Origin of the sequence: Mesorhizobium shangrilense (assembly GCF_040537815.1) — a bacterium.
Classification (GTDB): domain Bacteria; phylum Pseudomonadota; class Alphaproteobacteria; order Rhizobiales; family Rhizobiaceae; genus Mesorhizobium; species Mesorhizobium shangrilense.
Genome location: NZ_JBEWSZ010000001.1, coordinates 1,509,001 through 1,529,197, shown reverse-complemented (window position 1 = coordinate 1,529,197; position 20,197 = coordinate 1,509,001). Strand labels below are relative to the sequence as shown.

Annotated in this window: 18 protein-coding genes; 16 read left to right on the top strand and 2 right to left on the bottom strand. The window is 61.8% G+C overall.

Annotated features, from left to right (window positions below):
- Positions 1–131: 131 nt before the first annotated feature.
- The 8 genes from pdhA to ABVQ20_RS07640 all read left to right on the top strand — a co-directional run bounded on the left by pdhA (position 132) and on the right by ABVQ20_RS07640 (position 8,182).
- Entirely contained in the window at positions 132–1,169 is a 1,038-nt protein-coding gene (gene pdhA, locus ABVQ20_RS07675; RefSeq protein ID WP_354458940.1) for a pyruvate dehydrogenase (acetyl-transferring) E1 component subunit alpha, read from the top strand.
- Positions 1,170–1,184: 15 nt separating this feature from the next.
- A complete protein-coding gene (locus ABVQ20_RS07670; RefSeq protein ID WP_354458939.1) occupies positions 1,185–2,582 on the top strand; it encodes a pyruvate dehydrogenase complex E1 component subunit beta in 1,398 nt (465 codons plus the stop codon).
- A gap of 19 nt (positions 2,583–2,601) precedes the next feature.
- Entirely contained in the window at positions 2,602–3,981 is a 1,380-nt protein-coding gene (locus tag ABVQ20_RS07665) for a pyruvate dehydrogenase complex dihydrolipoamide acetyltransferase (protein WP_354458938.1), read from the top strand.
- A gap of 187 nt (positions 3,982–4,168) precedes the next feature.
- Positions 4,169–4,804 (top strand): SGNH/GDSL hydrolase family protein, encoded by a 636-nt coding sequence (locus tag ABVQ20_RS07660; protein WP_354458937.1) that lies wholly within the window; start codon positions 4,169–4,171, stop codon positions 4,802–4,804.
- A 15-nt stretch (positions 4,805–4,819) separates the two neighbouring features.
- On the top strand, positions 4,820–6,265 hold the full coding sequence (gene lpdA / locus ABVQ20_RS07655; protein WP_354458936.1) for a dihydrolipoyl dehydrogenase: 1,446 nt from the start codon (positions 4,820–4,822) through the stop codon (positions 6,263–6,265).
- Between the two features lie 85 nt (positions 6,266–6,350).
- Entirely contained in the window at positions 6,351–6,608 is a 258-nt protein-coding gene (locus ABVQ20_RS07650; RefSeq protein WP_354458935.1) for a GlsB/YeaQ/YmgE family stress response membrane protein, read from the top strand.
- Between the two features lie 137 nt (positions 6,609–6,745).
- Complete coding sequence (lipA, locus tag ABVQ20_RS07645) at positions 6,746–7,711, top strand: lipoyl synthase (RefSeq protein WP_354458934.1); 966 nt, start codon at positions 6,746–6,748, stop codon at positions 7,709–7,711.
- A 12-nt stretch (positions 7,712–7,723) separates the two neighbouring features.
- Positions 7,724–8,182, top strand: a complete 459-nt coding sequence (locus tag ABVQ20_RS07640; protein ID WP_354458933.1) for a type II toxin-antitoxin system RatA family toxin — start codon at positions 7,724–7,726, stop codon at positions 8,180–8,182.
- On the opposite strand, the gene ABVQ20_RS07635 is transcribed toward ABVQ20_RS07640, so the two are convergent.
- Both ABVQ20_RS07635 and ABVQ20_RS07630 read right to left on the bottom strand, forming a co-directional pair.
- A complete protein-coding gene (locus tag ABVQ20_RS07635; RefSeq protein ID WP_354458932.1) occupies positions 8,158–8,664 on the bottom strand; it encodes a CinA family protein in 507 nt (168 codons plus the stop codon). The genes ABVQ20_RS07640 and ABVQ20_RS07635 overlap by 25 nt on opposite strands.
- Positions 8,661–9,890: a bifunctional 2-C-methyl-D-erythritol 4-phosphate cytidylyltransferase/2-C-methyl-D-erythritol 2,4-cyclodiphosphate synthase gene (locus tag ABVQ20_RS07630; protein WP_354458931.1), complete on the bottom strand. Its 1,230-nt coding sequence runs from the start codon at positions 9,888–9,890 to the stop codon at positions 8,661–8,663. Before ABVQ20_RS07630 ends, ABVQ20_RS07635 begins: the two co-directional genes overlap by 4 nt.
- 141 nt (positions 9,891–10,031) lie before the next feature.
- Here ABVQ20_RS07630 and dusB point away from each other — a divergent pair, with 141 nt between their 5' ends.
- The 8 genes from dusB (at position 10,032) to hflX (ending at position 20,180) form a co-directional block, all read left to right on the top strand.
- The gene (gene dusB / locus ABVQ20_RS07625; protein WP_354458930.1) at positions 10,032–11,060 is read left to right on the top strand and encodes a tRNA dihydrouridine synthase DusB; all 1,029 of its coding nucleotides are present in this window, start codon (positions 10,032–10,034) and stop codon (positions 11,058–11,060) included.
- Positions 11,057–12,199, top strand: a complete 1,143-nt coding sequence (locus ABVQ20_RS07620) for a two-component system sensor histidine kinase NtrB (RefSeq protein WP_354458929.1) — start codon at positions 11,057–11,059, stop codon at positions 12,197–12,199. The genes dusB and ABVQ20_RS07620 overlap by 4 nt, the downstream gene beginning before the upstream one ends.
- Complete coding sequence (gene ntrC, locus ABVQ20_RS07615) at positions 12,196–13,656, top strand: nitrogen regulation protein NR(I) (RefSeq protein WP_354458928.1); 1,461 nt, start codon at positions 12,196–12,198, stop codon at positions 13,654–13,656. The genes ABVQ20_RS07620 and ntrC overlap by 4 nt, the downstream gene beginning before the upstream one ends.
- A gap of 137 nt (positions 13,657–13,793) precedes the next feature.
- A complete protein-coding gene (locus ABVQ20_RS07610) occupies positions 13,794–16,085 on the top strand; it encodes a sensor histidine kinase NtrY-like (protein WP_354458927.1) in 2,292 nt (763 codons plus the stop codon).
- Complete coding sequence (ntrX, locus tag ABVQ20_RS07605) at positions 16,075–17,436, top strand: nitrogen assimilation response regulator NtrX (protein WP_227347408.1); 1,362 nt, start codon at positions 16,075–16,077, stop codon at positions 17,434–17,436. Before ABVQ20_RS07610 ends, ntrX begins: the two co-directional genes overlap by 11 nt.
- A gap of 100 nt (positions 17,437–17,536) precedes the next feature.
- A complete protein-coding gene (locus ABVQ20_RS07600) occupies positions 17,537–18,400 on the top strand; it encodes a D-amino-acid transaminase (protein WP_354458926.1) in 864 nt (287 codons plus the stop codon).
- A gap of 145 nt (positions 18,401–18,545) precedes the next feature.
- The gene (gene hfq, locus ABVQ20_RS07595) at positions 18,546–18,791 is read left to right on the top strand and encodes an RNA chaperone Hfq (RefSeq protein ID WP_006202172.1); all 246 of its coding nucleotides are present in this window, start codon (positions 18,546–18,548) and stop codon (positions 18,789–18,791) included.
- Positions 18,792–20,180 (top strand): GTPase HflX, encoded by a 1,389-nt coding sequence (gene hflX, locus ABVQ20_RS07590; RefSeq protein ID WP_354458925.1) that lies wholly within the window; start codon positions 18,792–18,794, stop codon positions 20,178–20,180. It begins immediately after the preceding gene.
- Positions 20,181–20,197 lie beyond the last annotated feature (17 nt).

The following is a 20,197-nucleotide window of genomic DNA, read 5'->3' as shown; positions in this document are numbered from 1 at the left end:
TGCTTAGATGCATGTCAGCCATGCATTTTCGGCATGGCGAAACGGTTTCTCGCGTGTTAGCCTCCCTGAAATCGGTGGGGAGAACTGATCTCCCCTAATGTCCGCGAAGAGACGCCAACAGGGAGTGATGCATGGCCACCGCCGCCAGAAAAGCGCCTGCCAAATCCAAATCCGACGGCAAATCAGGGCTTTCAGCGCCCAAGCCTGCCGAATTCACCAAGGATGAAGAGCTTGCCGCCTACCGGCACATGCTCTTGATCCGCCGCTTCGAGGAAAAGGCCGGCCAGCTCTATGGCATGGGCTTCATCGGCGGCTTTTGCCACCTCTACATCGGCCAGGAAGCTGTCGTTACCGGCATGAAGATGGCGCTGGTCGAAGGTGATCAGATGATCACCGCCTATCGCGATCACGGCCATATGCTGGCGATGGAATTGTCGCCGCGCGGTGTGATGGCCGAGCTGACCGGACGCCGTGGCGGCCTGTCGAGGGGCAAGGGCGGCTCCATGCACATGTTCTCCAAGGAGAAGCATTTTTACGGCGGCCACGGCATCGTCGGCGCGCAGGTGTCGCTTGGCACCGGTCTCGCTTTCGCCAACCGCTACCGCGACAACAACAATGTGTCGCTGACCTATTTCGGCGATGGCGCCGCCAACCAGGGCCAGGTCTACGAGAGCTTCAACATGGCCTCGCTGTGGAAGCTGCCGGTGATCTACATCATCGAGAACAACCGCTACGCCATGGGCACGTCCGTTTCGCGCTCATCGGCCGAGACCGATTTCTCGCACCGTGGCGCATCCTTCAAGATTCCCGGCATCCAGGTTGACGGCATGGATGTGCGCGCCGTGAAAGCCGCGGGTGATCTCGCCACCGAATGGTGCCGCGCCGGCAACGGACCGCTGATCCTCGAAATGCAGACCTACCGCTACCGCGGACACTCCATGTCCGATCCGGCAAAATACCGCTCCAAGGAAGAAGTGCAGAAGATGCGCTCCGAACATGACCCGATCGAGCAGGTCAAGGCGCGGCTGACCGAGAAGAAATGGGCTGATGAGGACGAACTGAAGACCATCGACAAGGAAGTTCGCGACATCGTCGCCGACGCCGCCGAATTTGCCCAGCACGACGCAGAGCCGGATCCGTCCGAGCTCTGGACCGACATCGTACTGTAACGGGAGGGCAAGGACATGCCGATCGAAATTCTCATGCCCGCTCTCTCGCCGACCATGGAAGAGGGCAATCTTTCCAAGTGGTTGAAGAACGAGGGCGACAAGGTTGTTGCCGGCGATGTCATCGCCGAAATTGAAACAGACAAGGCGACGATGGAAGTCGAAGCCGTCGATGAAGGCACGCTGGGCAAGATCCTGGTTGCCGCGGGTACCGAAGGCGTCAAGGTCAACACACCGATTGCCGTTTTGCTGCAGGACGGCGAAAGTGCCGCCGATGTCGGCAAGGCTGCGGCTCCCGCCAAGGCGGAAGCGCCAGCGAAGGCAGAGGCTCCAGCCGAGGGAAAAGCGGAAGCCGTCAAGCCGGCCGCTGCACCGGTCGCAGCCGCTCCTAAGTCAGAAATCGCTGCTGATCCGGACATTCCGGCCGGCACGGAGATGGTCTCGACCACGGTGCGCGAAGCGTTGCGTGATGCGATGGCCGAGGAAATGCGCCGCGACGGCGACGTCTTCATCATGGGCGAGGAGGTTGCCGAATACCAGGGCGCCTACAAGATCACGCAAGGCCTGCTGCAGGAGTTCGGTCCGCGTCGCGTCGTCGACACGCCGATCACCGAGCACGGCTTTGCCGGCGTCGGCGTCGGTGCGGCGATGGCCGGGCTCAGGCCGATCGTCGAGTTCATGACCTTCAACTTCGCCATGCAGGCGATCGACCAGATCATCAACTCCGCCGCCAAGACGCTCTACATGTCCGGCGGACAGATGGGTGCGCCGATCGTGTTTCGCGGCCCGAACGGTGCCGCCGCCCGCGTCGCCGCCCAGCATTCGCAGTGTTACGCTGCCTGGTACAGCCACATTCCGGGCCTCAAAGTGGTGATGCCCTACACGGCAGCCGACGCCAAGGGCCTGCTGAAGGCCGCGATCCGCGATCCCAACCCGATCATCTTCCTCGAAAACGAAATCCTCTACGGCCAGTCCTTCGACGTGCCGAAGTTGGACGATTTCGTGCTGCCGATCGGCAAGGCGCGCATCCACAAGACCGGCAAGGACGTCACCATCGTCTCCTTCGGCATCGGCATGACCTACGCGGTCAAGGCCGAGGCGGAATTGCGCGGCATGGGCATCGATGCCGAGATCATCGACCTCAGGACCATCCGGCCGCTTGATCTCGACACCATCATCGCATCGGTCAAGAAGACCAACCGGCTGATTGTCGTGGAAGAGGGGTATCCGCAGAGCTCGGTCGGCGATCACATCGCCAATCAGGTCTCGCAGCGCGCCTTCGATTTCCTTGATGCGCCGGTCATCACCATTGCCGGCAAGGATGTGCCGATGCCCTATGCGGCGAACCTCGAAAAGCTGGCATTGCCCAATGTCGGCGAGGTCATCGAGGCGGTCAAAGCCGTCACGTATCGCTGAACCGGGCGGGAGGAAAAAAATGCCAATCAACATCACCATGCCGGCCCTCTCGCCCACGATGGAAGAGGGCAATCTCTCCAAGTGGCTCGTGAAGGAAGGCGACAAGGTTTCGCCGGGCGACGTGATTGCCGAGATCGAAACCGACAAGGCGACGATGGAGGTCGAAGCCGTTGATGAGGGCACGGTTGCGAAGCTCGTCGTTCCCGCCGGCACCGAAGGCGTCAAGGTCAATGCGCTGATCGCAATCCTGGCCGGCGAAGGCGAGGATGCGGGCGCGGCCGCAAAGGGCGGTGGCGACCCGGCATCGGCCAAGGCAGAGGCTCCGAAGGCGGAATCACCAAAGGCTGAAACGCCTAAGGAAGCGCCTAAGCCCGCAGCGGCCGCTGCGGCGCCCACACCGGCGAAGGCTGAGCCGGCTCAGGCCGCCAATGGTCATGCCGGTGGTGAGCGCACTTTTGCCTCACCGCTCGCACGCCGGGTCGCCAAGGATGCCGGCGTCGATGTGTCTTCGGTAACCGGCACCGGCCCGCACGGCCGCGTGGTCAAGGCCGACGTTGACGCGGCGATCGCCGGTAGCGGCGCCAAGGCCGCGCCTGCAGCCAAGCCAGCACCGGCCGCGGCGCCTGCGGCCGCACCCGCGCCGAAGGTAATGTCGGACGACCAGGTGCTGAAGCTGTTCGAGCAGGGCTCCTATGACCTCATCCCGCACGACAACATGCGCAAGACCATCGCGCGCCGCTTGGTCGAGGCCAAATCAACCATTCCGCATTTCTACCTGACGCTCGATTGCGAGCTCGACGCGCTGCTGGCACTGCGCACGCAGCTCAACGCGGCTGCGCCGACGAAGAAGACCGACAAGGGCGAGTCTCCCGCCTACAAGCTGTCGGTCAACGACATGGTCATCAAGGCAATGGCCATGGCGTTGAAGGCCGTGCCGGATGCCAATGCCTCTTGGACCGAAACCGCCATGGTCAAGCACAAGCATGCCGATGTCGGCGTCGCCGTGTCGATCCCCGGTGGGCTGATCACGCCGATCATCCGCAAGGCGGACGAGAAGACGCTGTCGGTGATCTCCAACGAGATGAAGGATCTGGCGAGCCGTGCCCGAAGCCGCAAGCTGAAGCCGGAAGAGTACCAGGGGGGCACCACGGCGGTGTCCAACCTCGGCATGTTCGGCATCAAGGACTTTGCCGCCGTCATCAACCCGCCGCATGCGACAATCCTCGCGGTCGGCGCCGGCGAACAGCGGGCGGTGGTGAAGAATGGCGAGATCAAGATTGCGACGGTGATGTCGGTGACGCTGTCGACCGACCATCGCGCCGTCGATGGCGCGCTTGGCGCTGAACTGCTCGTTGCCTTCAAGCGCCTGATCGAAAACCCGATGGGCATGCTGGTGTAGGAAAGAAGAAGGCGGTGCGGAAATTCTTCACCAGCCTTCTCGCTTCAACCTCTCCCAGTTCTACTGGTGGATTGATGGTGCAGCGATGCGCCATCGCCAATAGCGGCATGGTGAATCCGTCGCCGGTGTCGGTTTTTCATGCGCCACCGAATTGCGTGCGCAAACATGTCTGGGGAGGGGAGACGGCATGAAGACAGTTCTTTGCTACGGCGATTCGCTGACCTGGGGCTACAATGCCGAAGGCGGACGTCATCCTCTGGACGACCGTTGGCCGAGCGTGCTGCAGGCCGTGTTGGGCGCCGGCGTCTACGTTGTTGCCGACGGCTTGAATGGCCGCACCACCGCCTTCGACGATCATCTGGCCGGCGCGGACCGCAACGGCGCAAGACTGTTGCCAACTGTCCTGATGACGCACGCACCGATCGACCTGATCGTCATCATGCTTGGCGCCAACGACATGAAGCCGTGGATCCACGGCAATCCGGTGGCGGCCAAGCAAGGCATCCAACGCCTGATCAATATCGTGCGCGGCCACGACTATCCGTTTGACTGGCCGGCGCCGCAAATCCTCATCGTTTCACCGCCAGCGGTCAGCCGCACCGAAAACGCCGAGTTCAAGGAAATGTTCGCCGGTGGCGATGACGCTTCCACCCGGTTGGCGCCGCTCTATGCGGACCTTGCCGATGAGAGCGGCTGCGGCTTCTTCGATGCGGGCAGCGTGGCTGAGACCACGCCGCTCGACGGTGTGCATCTCGATGCTGAAAATACTCGAAACATCGGTCAAGCCCTCGCGCCGCTCGTGCGCGTCATGCTGGAATTGTGAACCAGGAGAAAGCCCGTGGCTGAGAACTACGACGTCATCATCATCGGCTCCGGCCCCGGCGGCTATATCGCCGCCATTCGTGCGGCGCAGTTGGGCCTGAAGACGGCCGTCGTCGAGCGCGAACATCTGGCGGGCATCTGTTCGAACTGGGGCTGCATCCCGACCAAGGCGTTGCTGCGCTCGGCCGAGATCATGCACTATTCGGACCATCTCAAGGACTATGGCCTGAAGATCGAGGGCACCATAAAGGCGGATCTGAAGGCGATCGTCGACCGTTCGCGTGGCATTGCGCAGCGCATGAACGGTGGCGTCGGCTTCCTGATGAAGAAGAACAAGATCGACGTCATCTGGGGCGAGGCCAAGCTGACCAAGGCCAATGAGATCGTCGTTTCGAAGACGTCGAAGAAACCGATGGAGCCGCAAGCGCCGCTGCCCAAGAATACCAAAGGTGAGGGCACCTACACCGCAAAGCACATCATTATCGCCACTGGCGCCAGGCCACGCGCGCTGCCCGGCATCGAGCCGGACGGCAAGTTGATCTGGACCTATTTCGAGGCCATGGTACCGCCGGAAATGCCGAAGTCGCTGCTGGTGATGGGCTCTGGCGCTATTGGCATCGAGTTCGCCTCCTTCTACCGCACCATGGGCGTCGACGTGACGGTGGTCGAGGTGCTGCCCGCCGTCATGCCGGTGGAGGACGCCGAGATTTCCGCCTTCGCCAAGAAGCAGTTCGAGAAGCAAGGCATGAAGATCCATCTTGAGGCCAAGGTGACCAAGGTCGAGAAATCAGCCAATGCGATCACCGCTCATGTCCAGATGAAGGACGGCAAGGTCGAGAAAATCACGGCCGACCGGATGATTTCAGCCGTTGGCGTGCAGGGCAACATCGAGAATCTCGGGCTGGAATCGCTTGGCGTCAAGACCGAGCGCGGCTGCATCGTCATCGACAGCTACGGCAAGACCAATGTTGCCGGCGTCTATGCCATCGGCGACGTCGCCGGCCCGCCAATGCTTGCCCACAAGGCCGAGCATGAAGCGGTTATCTGCGTCGAGAAGATCGCTGGCCTGCCCAATGTCCATCCTATGGACAAGCTCAAGATTCCCGGCTGCACTTATTGCAACCCGCAGGTGGCTTCGGTCGGCCTGACGGAGGCCAAGGCAAAGGCCGAAGGCAAGGACATACGTGTCGGCCGCTTCCCCTTCGTTGCCAACGGCAAGGCCATTGCGCTGGGCGAGGATCAGGGTCTCGTCAAGACCATCTTCGACAAGAAGACCGGGCAGTTGCTGGGTGCCCATATGGTGGGCGCCGAGGTGACCGAGCTGATCCAGGGGTTTGTCGTGGCGATGAACCTCGAGACCACCGAGGAAGAGCTGATGCACACCATCTTCCCGCATCCGACGCTGTCGGAGATGATGAAGGAAAGCGTGCTTGACGCCTATGGCCGCGCGCTGAATGCGTGATAAATTGAGTGTGCAAGACTCGAATTTGACGGCGGGGTAATTCGTTTCCGGATGCATTTTCACCCATCATACAAGGAGAGGGCATATGCACTTGAATGGCGTCGGTTGGATAGCAGCGATCATCATCGGAGGCTTGGCGGGCTGGTTCGCCGAAATGTTCATGAAGAGCAACACCGGCATCTTGATGAACATCATTCTGGGCATCGTCGGCGCTATCGTGCTGAATGCCATCCTGCAGGCCCTGAACATTGGCGTCTTCGGCGTCGGCTGGATCGCCTATCTGATCACCGGCTTCATCGGGGCGTGTCTGCTGATCTGGGTCGGTCGCTTGGTGCGCCGTTAACCGGCTTGAATACCAGCTATGCGAAAAAGGCCGTTGCGGCTTGTGCCGTGGCGGCCTTTTTCTTTGTGCCGAAAAGTCTTAGATGACAATGGAAAGGCGAGCGCCGGACAGGCGGTCGCGAAGAACCGGGTTTTCAAATGGTCACTGTCCTCGACAACATCGCCAATGCGCCACGCCTGCGGCATCCGGAGAAGGCCCACAAGCCCGACCAGGAGGTGCTGCGCAAACCAGATTGGATCCGCGTCAAGGCGCCGGTGTCGAAGGGCTATGCCGAGACGCGCGAGATCGTGAAGTCGCACAAGCTGGTGACGGTGTGCGAAGAAGCCGGCTGTCCGAACATCGGCGAGTGCTGGGAGAAGAAGCACGCCACCTTCATGATCATGGGCGAAATCTGCACGCGCGCTTGTGCGTTCTGCAATGTCGCCACCGGCATCCCGACCGCGCTCGATCCTGATGAACCGGCTCGCGTGGCGCAAGCCGTCAAGCAGATGGGGCTAACCCATGTCGTCATCACCTCGGTCGACCGCGACGATCTCGCCGACGGCGGCGCCCGGCATTTCGCCGAAGTGATCCGCGCCATAAGGGCAGCGACACCTTTGACGACGATCGAGATCCTGACGCCCGATTTCCTTCGCAAGGAAGGCGCGCTGGAGATCGTGGTGGCGGCCAGGCCCGACGTCTTCAACCACAATCTGGAAACCGTGCCGTCCAACTATCTGACGGTTCGCCCGGGCGCGCGCTACTTCCACTCGATCAGGCTTCTGCAGCGCGTGAAGGAGCTCGATCCTTCGATCTTCACCAAGTCCGGCATCATGGTTGGCCTCGGCGAAGAGCGGAACGAAATCCTGCAGTTGATGGACGACCTGCGCTCGGCCAATGTCGACTTCATGACCATCGGCCAGTACTTGCAGCCGTCGAAGAAGCATCATCCGGTGATCCGTTTCGTCACGCCGGAGGAGTTCAAGTCCTTCGAGACAATCGGCAAGACCAAGGGTTTCCTCCTGGTGGCGTCCAGCCCGCTGACGCGTTCGTCGCACCATGCCGGCGACGACTTCGCCCGGCTGCGCGCGGCGCGGGAAGCATTCCTGAAGAAATCAGCCTAATCCGCTGGTTTCATGCCAAAATTCGAAGCAACCCGCCGGGTATCGCACACGCCGGAACAGATGTTTGCGCTGGTCGCCAATGTCGAGACCTATCCGCAATTCCTGCCGCTTTGCGAGGCGCTGACGGTTCGCTCGCGCAAGGAGCGCGATGGGCGCACGATTCTCTTGGCGGACATGAGCGTTGGCTACAAGGCGATCCGCGAAACCTTCACCACGCAGGTCCTGTTGAAGCCGGATGAGAAGGCCATCGAGGTCAAATACATCGACGGTCCGTTCAAATATCTGACCAATGTCTGGCGTTTCGAGCCGGCGGAGGGCGGCTGCGATGTCCGCTTCTTCATCGACTATGAGTTCAAGAGCCGCATTCTGGGCGCGGTCATGGGGACCATGTTCGACCGCGCCTTCCGCATGTTCGCCGAAGCGTTCGAGAAGCGCGCGGACGTGATCTACGGCACCGCTCCGGCGGTTTGACCCTCAAGTGCTTGCAAGCCAAGCTCGAGCGCGTGCTTGACCGTTTCGCGTCGGATGAAATCACGGCCATTGTCGGCAAACAACTCGCATTCGGCGAGGACGGGTTGGCCGGCCAAGGCGACACCAAACCAGACTAGGCCGACTGGCTTGTCCGCCGAACCGCCGCCGGGACCCGCAACGCCGGTGACCGCAAGTGTCAATCCGGCCCGCGAGCGGGCCAGGGCGCCGCTTGCCATCTCCATCGCGGTTTCGCGCGAAACCGCGCCATGCGCTTCAAGCGTGGCGGCGGAAACGCCGAGCATTTCCATCTTGGCGTCGTTCGAATAGGTGATGAAGCCGCGATCGACCACGGCCGAGGAGCCGGCGATATCCGTCATGGCGGCGACGATCATGCCGCCGGTGCAACTCTCGGCCGTCGCCAGCATGATGCCGCGCTGCTGGCAGGCTCGAAACAACGCATTCGCAAGACCGCTGCTGCTCATTCCGGAACCTCGCCGGGAAACACCACGCTGGCAGTGGCGATTGCCGCTATGCCTTCCTCTCGGCCGACAAAACCGAGCTTCTCGTTGGTTGTCGCCTTGATCGAAATGCGGTCCCGCGAAATGCCCAGCATTCCTGAAAGCGTTTCAGTCATCGCTTCACGATGCGGGCCAATCCGCGGCGCTTCGCAGATCAGCGTGATATCGGCATTGGCGATGCGCCCGCCGCGTTCGCGGACCAGTTTCGCCGCGTGTTCGACGAAGATCCGTGACGCAGCACCCTTCCATTGCGGATCTGATGGCGGGAAATGCGTTCCGATGTCGCCGGCACCGCAGGTGGCCAGCAATGCGTCGGTCAAGGCATGGAGGCCGACATCGGCGTCCGAGTGACCGGAGAGCTTCTTGTCGTGCGGAATGGCGACGCCGCACAGAGTAACATGATCGCCGGCCTCGAATGCATGGACATCATAGCCATTGCCGGTCCTGATATCTGGAAAGTGCATCCGTTCTCCCGAAAGTCGCTGGTGCGCCATGGCAATGTCCCTTGCCCAGGTGAGTTTGACATTGTCGGGCGAGCCCGGAACGATCTTGACGGGAATATGCGCCCATTCGGCAATCGCGGCGTCGTCGGTGAAGTCGCTCTTTCCCAGGTGATGGGCTTTTTCGTGCGCGGCCAGGATCGGCCAGAACGGAAACCCCTGCGGTGTCTGGGCGGCGTGCAATCCCGCTCTCGGAACCGTTTCGCCGATCATGCCGGCGGCCGATTCCCGTTTCAGCGTGTCGGCAATCGGCAGGGCGGGCAGTGCCCCCTGACGCTCACCGATCGTGGCAATCGTGCGGTCTATGAGTTCGGCGTCGACGAACGGCCGGACCGCGTCATGGATGAGTACTTGCCCCGGCGCATGGCTCCTCAGCGCCAGCAGGCCCAGCCGGACGGAATCCTGCCTTGTGGCTCCGCCAATGACCGTCATTATCCTGTCGGCATGGCCGCTTGCCGCCTGCTGGAACAGGTCGAGATCGTCGGCATGGATGGCGACAACGACGGGGCCGGTCCGTGGATGTGCCAGGAACACGTCCAGTGTCCGGGCGATGACAGCGCTGCCGCCAATGCTTTGATATTGCTTGGGTCCATTGGCCTGTCCGGCGCGTGCACCGCGGCCGGCGGCGACGATAACCACCGCGACCTTGCCATCCGCGCCCGAAGCCTGAATTTTACTTGCGTCAGTCATGCTGATTGGTCCTAGTCGCGGCCAAGGCCGAAGGCCAGCAATTTTCCCAAATGCGCCTTAATGTGACGTCATTCCGCGTTGCACATTGCCAGTCTTCTGGCTAGAGAATGTGCATCGATAGAACATGCTTGGTTTTTGTGCATGACTGAGTTGAGCAAATTGGCCGTGCCGCTGGACGTTGGGGGTGTCAGAATACGCAATCGCGTGTTCCTGGCTCCCATGTCGGGAATCACCGACGAGGCATTCCGGCAGCGCGCCCATGCGCACGGGGCCGGCCTGGTCGTGTCCGAGATGGTGGCGAGTGGCGAACTGGCCAAGGGGCGAGCCGGCTGCGACCTGCGCATCCGCCATTCCGGGCTGCCCGTGCACATGGTCCAGCTTGCCGGTCGCGAAGCAGTGCACATGGCCGAAGGCGCGCGGATCGCCGCGGGCGAGGGTGCTGACATCATCGATATCAACATGGGCTGCCCGGCCAAGAAGGTGACTGGCGGCTATGCAGGTTCGGCATTGATGCTGGATCTCGACCATGCGCTGTCGCTGATCGAAGCCGTGATCGGCGCGGTCGACGTGCCGGTGACGGTCAAGATGCGCTTAGGTTGGGACGAGGGCGCGCTCAACGCGCCAACACTTGCGCGCCGCGCCGAACACGCCGGCGTCAGGATGGTGACTGTGCACGGCCGCACGCGCTGCCAGTTCTACCAGGGCAAGGCCGACTGGCGGGCCATTGCCCGCGTCAAGGACGCCGTGTCGATCCCGGTCGTCGCCAATGGCGATGTCTCATCGCCAGCAGAGGCCGCTGATATCCTCGAACAGTCCGGCGCCGATGCGATCATGATCGGCCGCGCGCATTATGGCGCGCCCTGGACGGCAGGCTTCATCGCCGCGGCAGCGCTGGAGCAGGTCGCGCCCGGTGTTCCGGCCAGCGCGCAAGCCTTGGCCGACTACGTCGTTTCCCACTACGAGGACATGCTGGCGCTGTACGGCACGGAGAGCGGCCTGCGCCAGGCGCGCAAGCATCTCGGTTGGTATCTCGACCGTCACGCCGTCGGTGTGACTGATGAGAAGCGCAAGGCCATTCTCACCTCATTCGAGCCCGAGCGCGTCATCGTCTTGCTGCGCGACGTTTTTTCAGGCGCGCCGGAAAAACTGAGCCTGCGGAGCGCGGCATGAATTCCCCGATAGGGCAGGGCATTGAGATGGCGGACGCCGCCCACATCGTGCTTAACACCATCCGGCGCCCCGTGATCATGGTCGATGCGGAAGGGTTCATAACCTACGCCAATGCGGATGCTGAGGACTTTTTTCGCTCGAGCGCGAACATGCTCGCCCGCAATACATTGTCCAAACTCATTCCTTTCGGCAGCCCGCTGCTGACGCTTGTCGACCAGGTGCGCGAGCGCCGCGCCCCGGTCAACGAATACCGGGTCGATGTGTCCTCGCCGCGTCTCGGCATCGAGAAGGTGGTCGATCTCTATGTCGCGCCAGTGCCGGAATTTCCCGGCTCCGTGGTGGTGATGTTCCAGGAACGGTCGATGGCCGACAAGATCGACCGGCAGATGACGCATCGCGGCGCGGCGCGCTCGGTGACTGGTCTGGCCGCTATGCTGGCCCATGAAATCAAGAACCCGTTGTCGGGAATCCGGGGCGCCGCCCAGTTGCTCGAGCTGTCGGCGTCGGACGAGGATCGTGCCCTGACACGCCTCATCACCGACGAAACCGATCGCATCGTGTCGCTTGTCGACCGCATGGAAGTGTTCTCCGACGAGCGGCCGATCGACCGCTATCCGGTCAACATCCACGTCGTCCTCGATCACGTGAAGGCGATTGCCAAGAACGGTTTTGCCAAGAAAATCAAGATAATGGAGGAGTATGATCCTTCATTGCCTCCGGTCTTCGCCAACCGCGATCAACTGATCCAGGTGTTCCTGAATCTGGTCAAGAATGCTGCAGAGGCCATCGGCAGCGACCCGCAGGGGGAGATCATCTTGTCGACGGCTTTTCGTCCGGGGATTCGTGTTTCGGTTCCAGGAACCCAGGATCGCGTGTCACTGCCGCTTGAGTTCTGTGTCCGGGACAACGGTTCTGGCGTGTCAGAGGATATCCTGCCGATCCTGTTCGACCCCTTCATCACCACCAAGCCGAACGGCTCGGGACTTGGCCTGGCGCTGGTCGCCAAGATCGTTGGCGAGCATGGCGGCATCATCGAATGCGATTCGACGCCGCGCGGGACTACGTTCCGCATCCTGATGCCCGCCTGGAAGGAAACGCCGTTCGGCAACGACGACGACAGCGAAGGAGACCGCAAATGACCGTTCGCGGCAATATTCTGGTCGCCGACGACGACGCGGCGATCCGCACCGTTCTCAATCAGGCTCTGTCGCGCGTCGGCCATGATGTGCGCGTGACGTCCAACGCCTCGACCCTGTGGCGCTGGGTGGCGGCGGGCGAAGGCGATCTGGTCATCACCGATGTGGTCATGCCGGACGAGAATGCCTTTGACATGCTGCCGCGCATCAAGAAGGCGCGACCGGAGCTGCCGGTCATCGTCATGAGCGCGCAGAACACTTTCATGACCGCGATTCGCGCCTCTGAAACCGGCGCCTACGAGTATCTCCCAAAACCCTTCGATCTCACCGAGCTTCTCAACATCGTCAACCGCGCGCTTTCCGAACCGCGGCGTCCCAAAATCGATTCCCGACCTGAAGAGCAACCTGAAACGATGCCGCTGGTCGGCCGTTCGGCGGCCATGCAGGACATCTACCGCATGCTGGCGCGTATGATGCAGACCGACCTGACGGTTATGATTTCAGGCGAATCCGGCACCGGCAAGGAGCTGGTGGCGCGTGCGTTGCACGAATATGGCCGGCGCCGTGGCGGCCCCTTCGTTGCCATCAACATGGCGGCGATCCCGCGCGATCTGATCGAGTCGGAACTGTTTGGCCATGAGAAAGGCGCCTTCACCGGCGCGCAGAACCGATCGACCGGTCGCTTCGAGCAGGCCGAGGGCGGCACGCTGTTCCTCGACGAGATCGGCGACATGCCGATGGAAGCGCAGACGCGCCTGTTGCGCGTGCTCCAGCAAGGCGAATACACGACCGTTGGCGGACGCACGCCGATCAAGACGGATGTGCGCATCGTTGCCGCCACCAACAAGGATCTGCGGACGCTGATCAACCAGGGGCTTTTCCGCGAAGACCTTTTCTATCGCCTGAATGTCGTGCCGCTGCGGCTGCCGGCGCTGCGCGAGCGCTCCGAAGACGTTCCGGACCTTGTCCGGCATTTCTTCAAGCTTGGTGCCTTGGAAGGCCTGCAGACCAAGCGAATCTCCACCGGTGGCATCGAATTGATGAAGCGCTATCCGTGGCCGGGCAATGTGCGAGAGCTCGAAAACCTGGTCCGCAGGCTCGCCGCGCTCTATTCGCAGGACGAAATCTCCGCCGAGATCATCGAGGCGGAGCTGAAGACCGGCGAGCGGCCGGTTGTTCCCGGTGGCGGCAACCTCATTCCCGACGATCTGTCCATCGGCCAGGCGGTGGAGCATTTCCTACAGCGCTATTTCGCCTCATTCGCCGGCGAACTTCCGCCCGCCGGCCTCTACCAGCGCATTCTGTCCGAGGTCGAGTATCCGCTGGTGCTGGCTTCGATGACGGCAACCCGCGGCAACCAGATCAAGGCCGCCGAACTTTTGGGGCTCAACCGCAACACGCTGCGCAAGAAAATCCGCGAACTCGGCGTCAACGTCTACAAGTCGTCGAGGCAGGCCTGATGCCTGCACGCGATGTGCTCGTTTAGGTCGTTTTCAGGGGATGGCCGCCGAAACATTTCCGTCTCGGCCACACTTGTTGCATAATCGCCACAATGCGTTGCATACATCCGACGCAATCAATGGCTTTAGACGGCGACATGGCCCTGCAGTTACCAGTTCTGAAAGAATCGCTTTTCAGCGAGATCCGTCGAAAGGATGGGCGCCGGTTGCTGGCGCTGCCGGGCGTGATTGCGGTCGTCGGAGCATTGGTCGCGGCGGCCATATCGTTCGCCATTCTTGTGGGCGCTACGCCGATCACCCCGAACGAGACGACGACGCTGGCGCTGATCGCTCTCAATGCTGCCTTCGTCCTGTTCCTTATCGCACTCGTGGGGCGCGAGGTGCACCGCATCGTCATGGCGCGCCGGCACGGCAGGGCCGCTTCGCGCCTGCATGTGCGCATCGTGGCGATGTTTGCACTGGTCGCGGCAATTCCCGCCATCATGGTGGCGATCATCGCGTCGATCACGCTCGACATCGGACTCGACCGCTGGTTTGAAATCCGCACCAAGACGATCGTCAATTCGTCGCTGTCGATCGCCGACGCCTATGTGCAGGAAAATGCCCGCAACCTTCAGGGCACGACGCTGTCGATGGCCTACGATCTGGACGCGTCGCGCACGCTCTTCGGCCTCGATCGGACCGGCTTTCTCGATCTGATGAACAAGGAGGCTGTTGGCCGGACGCTGGCGCATGCGGCGCTGATCAAGCCGGATGGCTCCTTTGTCATGAGTGCCAAGACCGACGCCGATTTTGCCATGCCGGAGCCACCGGAGGGCGCCGTAGCGAGCGCTGCCGATGGCAAGCCGGTGCTGATCGAGCCGAAGACGCGCAACATCATGGGCGCCATCGTCAAGCTGCGTGAGATCGATGGCCTCTATCTCTACACCATACGCCTCGTCGACCCCGAAGTGATCAAGGCGCGACAGATCGTCAAGGCCAACACGGACGAGTATCGCGGCCTCGAGGACAATCGCCGCACCTCGCAGGTGGCCTTCGCACTTCCCTATCTGTCGCTGACGCTCATCATCATACTGTCCGCCATCTGGACCGGCATCGCCGTTGCCGACCGGCTGGTACGACCCATTCGTCAGCTGATCGGGGCCGCCGACGAGGTCGCGACCGGCAATCTCGATGTCTCGGTTCCCGTCCGACCCTCCGATGGCGACGTCGCATCGCTTGGCGACACGTTCAACAAGATGCTGTTGGAGCTGAAATCGCAGCGCAACGAGATCCTGTCCGCCAAGGACCTCATCGACGAGCGGCGACGCTTCTCGGAAGCGGTGCTTGCAGGCGTTACCGCGGGCGTCATCGGCGTCGATCCCTATGGCATCGTCACCATCGTCAACCGGTCGGCTGAAACGATGCTGGCCATATCCGCCACGGCAGCGCTCGGCCAGAACCTGTCCACCGTGCTACCGCATGTCGGCCGCGTCTTCGAGATTGGCCGCAAGTCGGGAAAACCCGTCTATCGCGAGCAGGTGACCTTCTATCGCACCGGTGCCGAGCGTACCTTCAACGTGCAGATCACGATCGAGGCCGGCAACGATGGCGCGGAAGAAAAATCCTATGTCGTCACGGTCGACGACATTACCGATCTGGTTCAGGCCCAGCGCTCTTCCGCGTGGGCGGACGTGGCGCGTCGCATCGCCCACGAGATCAAGAATCCGCTGACGCCGATCCAGCTTTCCGCCGAGCGTATCAAGCGCCGCTACGGCAAGGTTATCACCGAGGACCGGGAGGTTTTCGACCAATGCACCGATACGATCATCCGGCAGGTCGAGGACATCGGCCGCATGGTCGACGAATTCTCGGCATTCGCACGCATGCCCAAACCCGAAATGAAGGCGATAGACCTGCGCGAATCGCTGCGCGAGGCCTCGTTCCTGATCGAGGTCAGCCGTTCGGACATCACCTTCGAAAGGGTGTTCGGCAATGAGCCGCTCAAAGGCACATTTGACAGCCGCCTGATGGCGCAGGCTTTCGGCAACATCATCAAGAACGCGGCCGAGGCCATAGACGGACTTGATGAAGAGGACGGTTACCACGGCATAATCCGGATTCAGGCAGGGCGTCAGAATGGCGCGATTCGCATCGACGTCATCGACAACGGAAAAGGTTTGCCGCGTGAGAATCGTCAAAGGCTGCTGGAGCCCTATATGACGACGCGCGAGAAGGGCACAGGGCTCGGCCTCGCTATCGTCAAGAAGATCGTGGAGGACCATGGCGGCAGGCTCGAACTCAATGACGCGCCCGCGGACTTCCACAATGGACGCGGCGCGATGGTCTCAATCATCCTGCCGCCAGCCGCTGCCACCGCACCTTCGTCGCGCGGCGAGGGCGGGACGGAATACGAACGAGAAACTGAAAAGGTCGGTAATGGCGTCTGACATTCTCATCGTCGATGACGAAGAAGACATCCGTGAACTTGTCGCCGGTATCCTGAGCGACGAAGGTCATGAAACCCGCACGGCATTCGATGCCGACAGCGCGCTGGCGGCGATCGCCGACCGGGCCCCGAGGCTGATTTTCCTCGACATCTGGCTGCAGGGATCGCGCCTCGACGGTCTGGCGTTGCTGGACGAGATCAAGACGATGCATCCGAACCTGCCTGTGGTGATGATCTCGGGCCACGGCAATATTGAAACCGCGGTGTCGGCCATCCGTCGCGGCGCCTATGACTTCATCGAGAAGCCGTTCAAGGCCGACAGGCTGATTCTGATCGCGGAGCGTGCACTCGAAACCTCGAAATTGAAGCGCGAAGTCTCGGATCTAAAGCAGCGCAGTGGCGAGACCTTCGACCTGATCGGCATGTCGTCGGCGATGAGCCAGTTGCGCCAGACCATCGAGCGTGTCGCTCCGACCAACAGCCGCGTCATGATCATTGGCCCCTCCGGGTCAGGCAAGGAACTTGCCGCGCGCGCTATCCACACGCTGTCGGCGCGCAAGACCGCGCCGTTCGTCACGCTCAGCGCCGCCAACATCACGCCCGAGCGGATGGAGATCGAGCTGTTCGGCACCGAATCGAACGGTGTGGAGCGCAAGGTGGGCGCGCTGGAGGAGGCGCACCGCGGCATTCTCTATATCGACGAAGTGGCCGACATGCCGCGCGAGACGCAGAACAAGATCCTGCGCGTGCTGGTCGAGCAGCAGTTCGAACGGGTAGGGGGCACCAAGCGGGTCAAGGTTGATGTCCGCATCATTTCCTCGACCTCGCAGAACCTCGAGGCGATGATCGCCGACGGGCGCTTCCGCGAGGATCTCTACCATCGCCTGGCCGTGGTTCCGGTGATGGTGCCGGGGTTGGCAGAGCGGCGCGAGGATATCCCCTATCTCGTCGACAATTTCATGAAGCAGATCGCCCGGCAGGCCGGCATCAAGCCACGCCGCATCGGCGATGATGCGCTTGCCGTGCTGCAGGCGCACAACTGGCCCGGCAACGTTCGCCAGCTGCGCAACAATGTCGAGCGTCTGATGATCCTGGCGCGCGGCGATGATGTCGATTCGCCGATCACCGCCGACCTTCTGCCGTCCGAGATCGGCGATGTCATGCCGCGCACGCCCAACCAGTCGGATCAGCACATCATGGCGCTGCCGTTGCGCGAAGCCCGCGAACAGTTCGAGAAGGATTACCTGATCGCCCAGATCAATCGCTTTGGTGGCAACATCTCGAAGACCGCCGAGTTCATCGGCATGGAACGGTCCGCCCTTCATCGCAAGCTGAAGTCGCTCGGCGTCTGATCCCGTCTGTCGTTCCGCTTGCCGTGGCCTACGCAATTGTCGGTTACGGCAGCGGCGGAATCGCCTAAGAAAGCCCGAGAATTCTTGCAGGGGTGGACCCATGTCGCGCATAGCCTATGTGAACGGGCGCTACGTCGCTCACGCCGACGCTTCGGTGCACATCGAGGATCGCGGCTATCAGTTCGCCGACGGTGTCTATGAGGTCTGCGAGGTTGCACGGGGCTTTGTCGTCGATATGCCTCGTCATCTTGCCCGGCTGAACCGTTCGCTGACCGAATTGTCGATCGACTGGCCGGTGAGCCGGGGCGTGTTGCCGCTCCTCCTGCGCGAGGTGGTCAACCGCAACCATGTCGTGAATGGCTTGGTCTATGTCCAGGTGACGCGCGGCGTTGCCAGCCGGGATTTCGTTTTCCCTGTCGACGGCACGAAACCGTCACTGGTGATTACGGCGAAGAAGGCCGATCCCGCAGCGAACGCGAAGCGTGCCGAGAGCGGCATCAGGGTCATCACCGTACCGGAGAATCGTTGGGACCGGGTCGACATCAAGAGTGTCGGATTGTTGCCCAATGTGCTGGCCAAGCAGAAGGCCAAGGAAGCCGGCGCCCAGGAGGCATGGTTCGTCGATGTCGACGGCAACGTCAAGGAAGGCGGGTCGTCCAATGCGTGGATCGTCACCAGGGATGGCGTTTTGGTGACACGGCCGGCCGAGCACGGCATTTTGCGGGGCATCACCCGCACCACGCTTTTCGATGTTGCCGCCAAGCTCGGGCTGAAGGTCGAGGAGCGGGGGTTTTCGGTTGCCGAGGCCAAGGCCGCACGTGAGGCCTTCCTCAGCTCCGCGACCACGATTGCCATGCCGATTGTGGCGATCGATGGCGATCCAGTCGCCAACGGCCATCCCGGCTCAATAACACTTTCGTTGCGGCAGGCATTTTTTGACATTGCGGAAAAAAGTCCAGCCTGATAACCGCACAGGTGGAATGAACATCAATATATCTCGTTCTGCTTGTCGTTCCTGACGACAAGACGGTGTTTGCGCGCTTGACATGGGCCGGTTAATTTGGCGCATTGGCTTGCAAACCGAAGGGGATCGGCGAAAGACAAGAACAATGGCGGAACGATCGCAAAACCTTCAGGACCTGTTCCTGAATTCAGTTCGCAAGAGCAAGAACCCGCTCACCATCTTTCTCATCAACGGCGTGAAGCTGACCGGCGTGGTCACCTCATTCGACAATTTCTGCGTTCTGTTGCGCCGGGACGGTCACTCCCAGCTCGTCTACAAGCACGCCATTTCCACGATCATGCCGAGCCAGCCGGTTCAGATGTTCGATGGCGAGGAAAGCCAGGGCGCCTGATTGGCTCGTGAGAAAGACGCGGACCGCGGCGTTCGTGGAAAATCAGCACAGCCGGGGACGGAAGACAAAGGTCCGACCCGGGCCGTTGTCATTGTGCCTGTGCTTACCCGCCAGCCGCGCAGCGACGATGAAAAAAATCGCCCTCGACTGACGCGTTCGGCCGACGCCCGCCGCGACGAGGCGGTCGGCCTTGCCCGCGCCATCAACCTTGACCCCATCCATACCGCGGTTGTGACCGTCAACGATCCGCGTCCGGCGACCTTGCTTGGCAGTGGCAAGGTCGCGGAGTTCGCCGAGATCGTCAAGGAAGGCCACGCCGAACTGGTCATCGTCGACCATCCGCTGACCCCGGTGCAGCAGCGCAATCTCGAGAAGGAATTGAACGCCAAGGTGCTGGACCGCACCGGGCTTATCCTCGAGATTTTCGGTGAGCGTGCGCGAACCAAGGAAGGCACGCTGCAGGTCGAGTTGGCCCATCTGAATTACCAGAAGGGCCGGCTCGTGCGCAGCTGGACCCACCTTGAACGGCAGCGCGGCGGCGCCGGCTTCCTCGGCGGCCCCGGTGAAACGCAGATCGAATCCGACCGGCGGCAGTTGCAGGAAAAGATCATCAAGCTGAAGCACGAGCTGGAAACGGTGCGGCGTACGCGCGACCTCCACCGTGCCAAGCGCAAGAAGGTGCCTTTCCCGGTGGTCGCCATCGTCGGCTACACAAACGCTGGCAAGTCGACGCTGTTCAACAGGCTGACGGGAGCGGACGTCCTGGCGGAGGACATGCTGTTCGCCACGCTTGATCCGACATTGCGTCGCGTGCGCCTGCCGCATGGCACGCCGATCATCCTGTCCGACACGGTGGGCTTCATCTCCGACCTGCCGACGCATCTGATCGCGGCCTTCCGGGCAACGCTGGAGGAGGTGGTCGAGGCGGATCTCGTCATCCATCTGCGCGACATTTCCGACCCCGATACTGCCGCGCAGGCCGAGGATGTCGAGCGTATCCTCGCCGATCTCGGCGTGGATGCCGGCGACACCAAGCGCGTCATCGAAGTGTGGAACAAGATCGACCAGCTCGATGAAGGCAACCGGACCCGGCTGCTTGCTGATGGCCCCGACGGCAACAAGGCACCACCGATTGCCATCTCGGCTATCACCGGCGAGGGGATCGACGCGCTCAAGGCGATCATCGAGACAAGGATGTCCGGTGAGCTTCAGTCGTTGACGGTTACGATCGAGCCGGCGCAGTTCGGCCTCGTCGACTGGCTGTATCGCAACGGGGACGTTGTCTCGAGGGCTGACAATGATGATGGCAGCGTGACCATATCGCTGCAGGCCACGCAAAGCGCCCGCGAAGAGATCGAAAGCCGATTGCTTCGCAAGAACAACGGGTAAGGGCGGTTATTTCGCGC

Coding starts and splice junctions, on each gene's coding strand:
- pdhA (WP_354458940.1), top strand. CDS start 132: ATGGCCACCGCCGCCAGAAAAGCGCCTGCCAAATCCAAATCCGACGGC.
- ABVQ20_RS07670 (WP_354458939.1), top strand. CDS start 1,185: ATGCCGATCGAAATTCTCATGCCCGCTCTCTCGCCGACCATGGAAGAG.
- ABVQ20_RS07665 (WP_354458938.1), top strand. CDS start 2,602: ATGCCAATCAACATCACCATGCCGGCCCTCTCGCCCACGATGGAAGAG.
- ABVQ20_RS07660 (WP_354458937.1), top strand. CDS start 4,169: ATGAAGACAGTTCTTTGCTACGGCGATTCGCTGACCTGGGGCTACAAT.
- ABVQ20_RS07650 (WP_354458935.1), top strand. CDS start 6,351: ATGCACTTGAATGGCGTCGGTTGGATAGCAGCGATCATCATCGGAGGC.
- lipA (WP_354458934.1), top strand. CDS start 6,746: ATGGTCACTGTCCTCGACAACATCGCCAATGCGCCACGCCTGCGGCAT.
- ABVQ20_RS07640 (WP_354458933.1), top strand. CDS start 7,724: ATGCCAAAATTCGAAGCAACCCGCCGGGTATCGCACACGCCGGAACAG.
- ABVQ20_RS07635 (WP_354458932.1), bottom strand. CDS start 8,664: ATGAGCAGCAGCGGTCTTGCGAATGCGTTGTTTCGAGCCTGCCAGCAG.
- ABVQ20_RS07630 (WP_354458931.1), bottom strand. CDS start 9,890: ATGACTGACGCAAGTAAAATTCAGGCTTCGGGCGCGGATGGCAAGGTC.
- dusB (WP_354458930.1), top strand. CDS start 10,032: ATGACTGAGTTGAGCAAATTGGCCGTGCCGCTGGACGTTGGGGGTGTC.
- ABVQ20_RS07620 (WP_354458929.1), top strand. CDS start 11,057: ATGAATTCCCCGATAGGGCAGGGCATTGAGATGGCGGACGCCGCCCAC.
- ntrC (WP_354458928.1), top strand. CDS start 12,196: ATGACCGTTCGCGGCAATATTCTGGTCGCCGACGACGACGCGGCGATC.
- ABVQ20_RS07610 (WP_354458927.1), top strand. CDS start 13,794: ATGGCCCTGCAGTTACCAGTTCTGAAAGAATCGCTTTTCAGCGAGATC.
- ntrX (WP_227347408.1), top strand. CDS start 16,075: ATGGCGTCTGACATTCTCATCGTCGATGACGAAGAAGACATCCGTGAA.
- ABVQ20_RS07600 (WP_354458926.1), top strand. CDS start 17,537: ATGTCGCGCATAGCCTATGTGAACGGGCGCTACGTCGCTCACGCCGAC.
- hfq (WP_006202172.1), top strand. CDS start 18,546: ATGGCGGAACGATCGCAAAACCTTCAGGACCTGTTCCTGAATTCAGTT.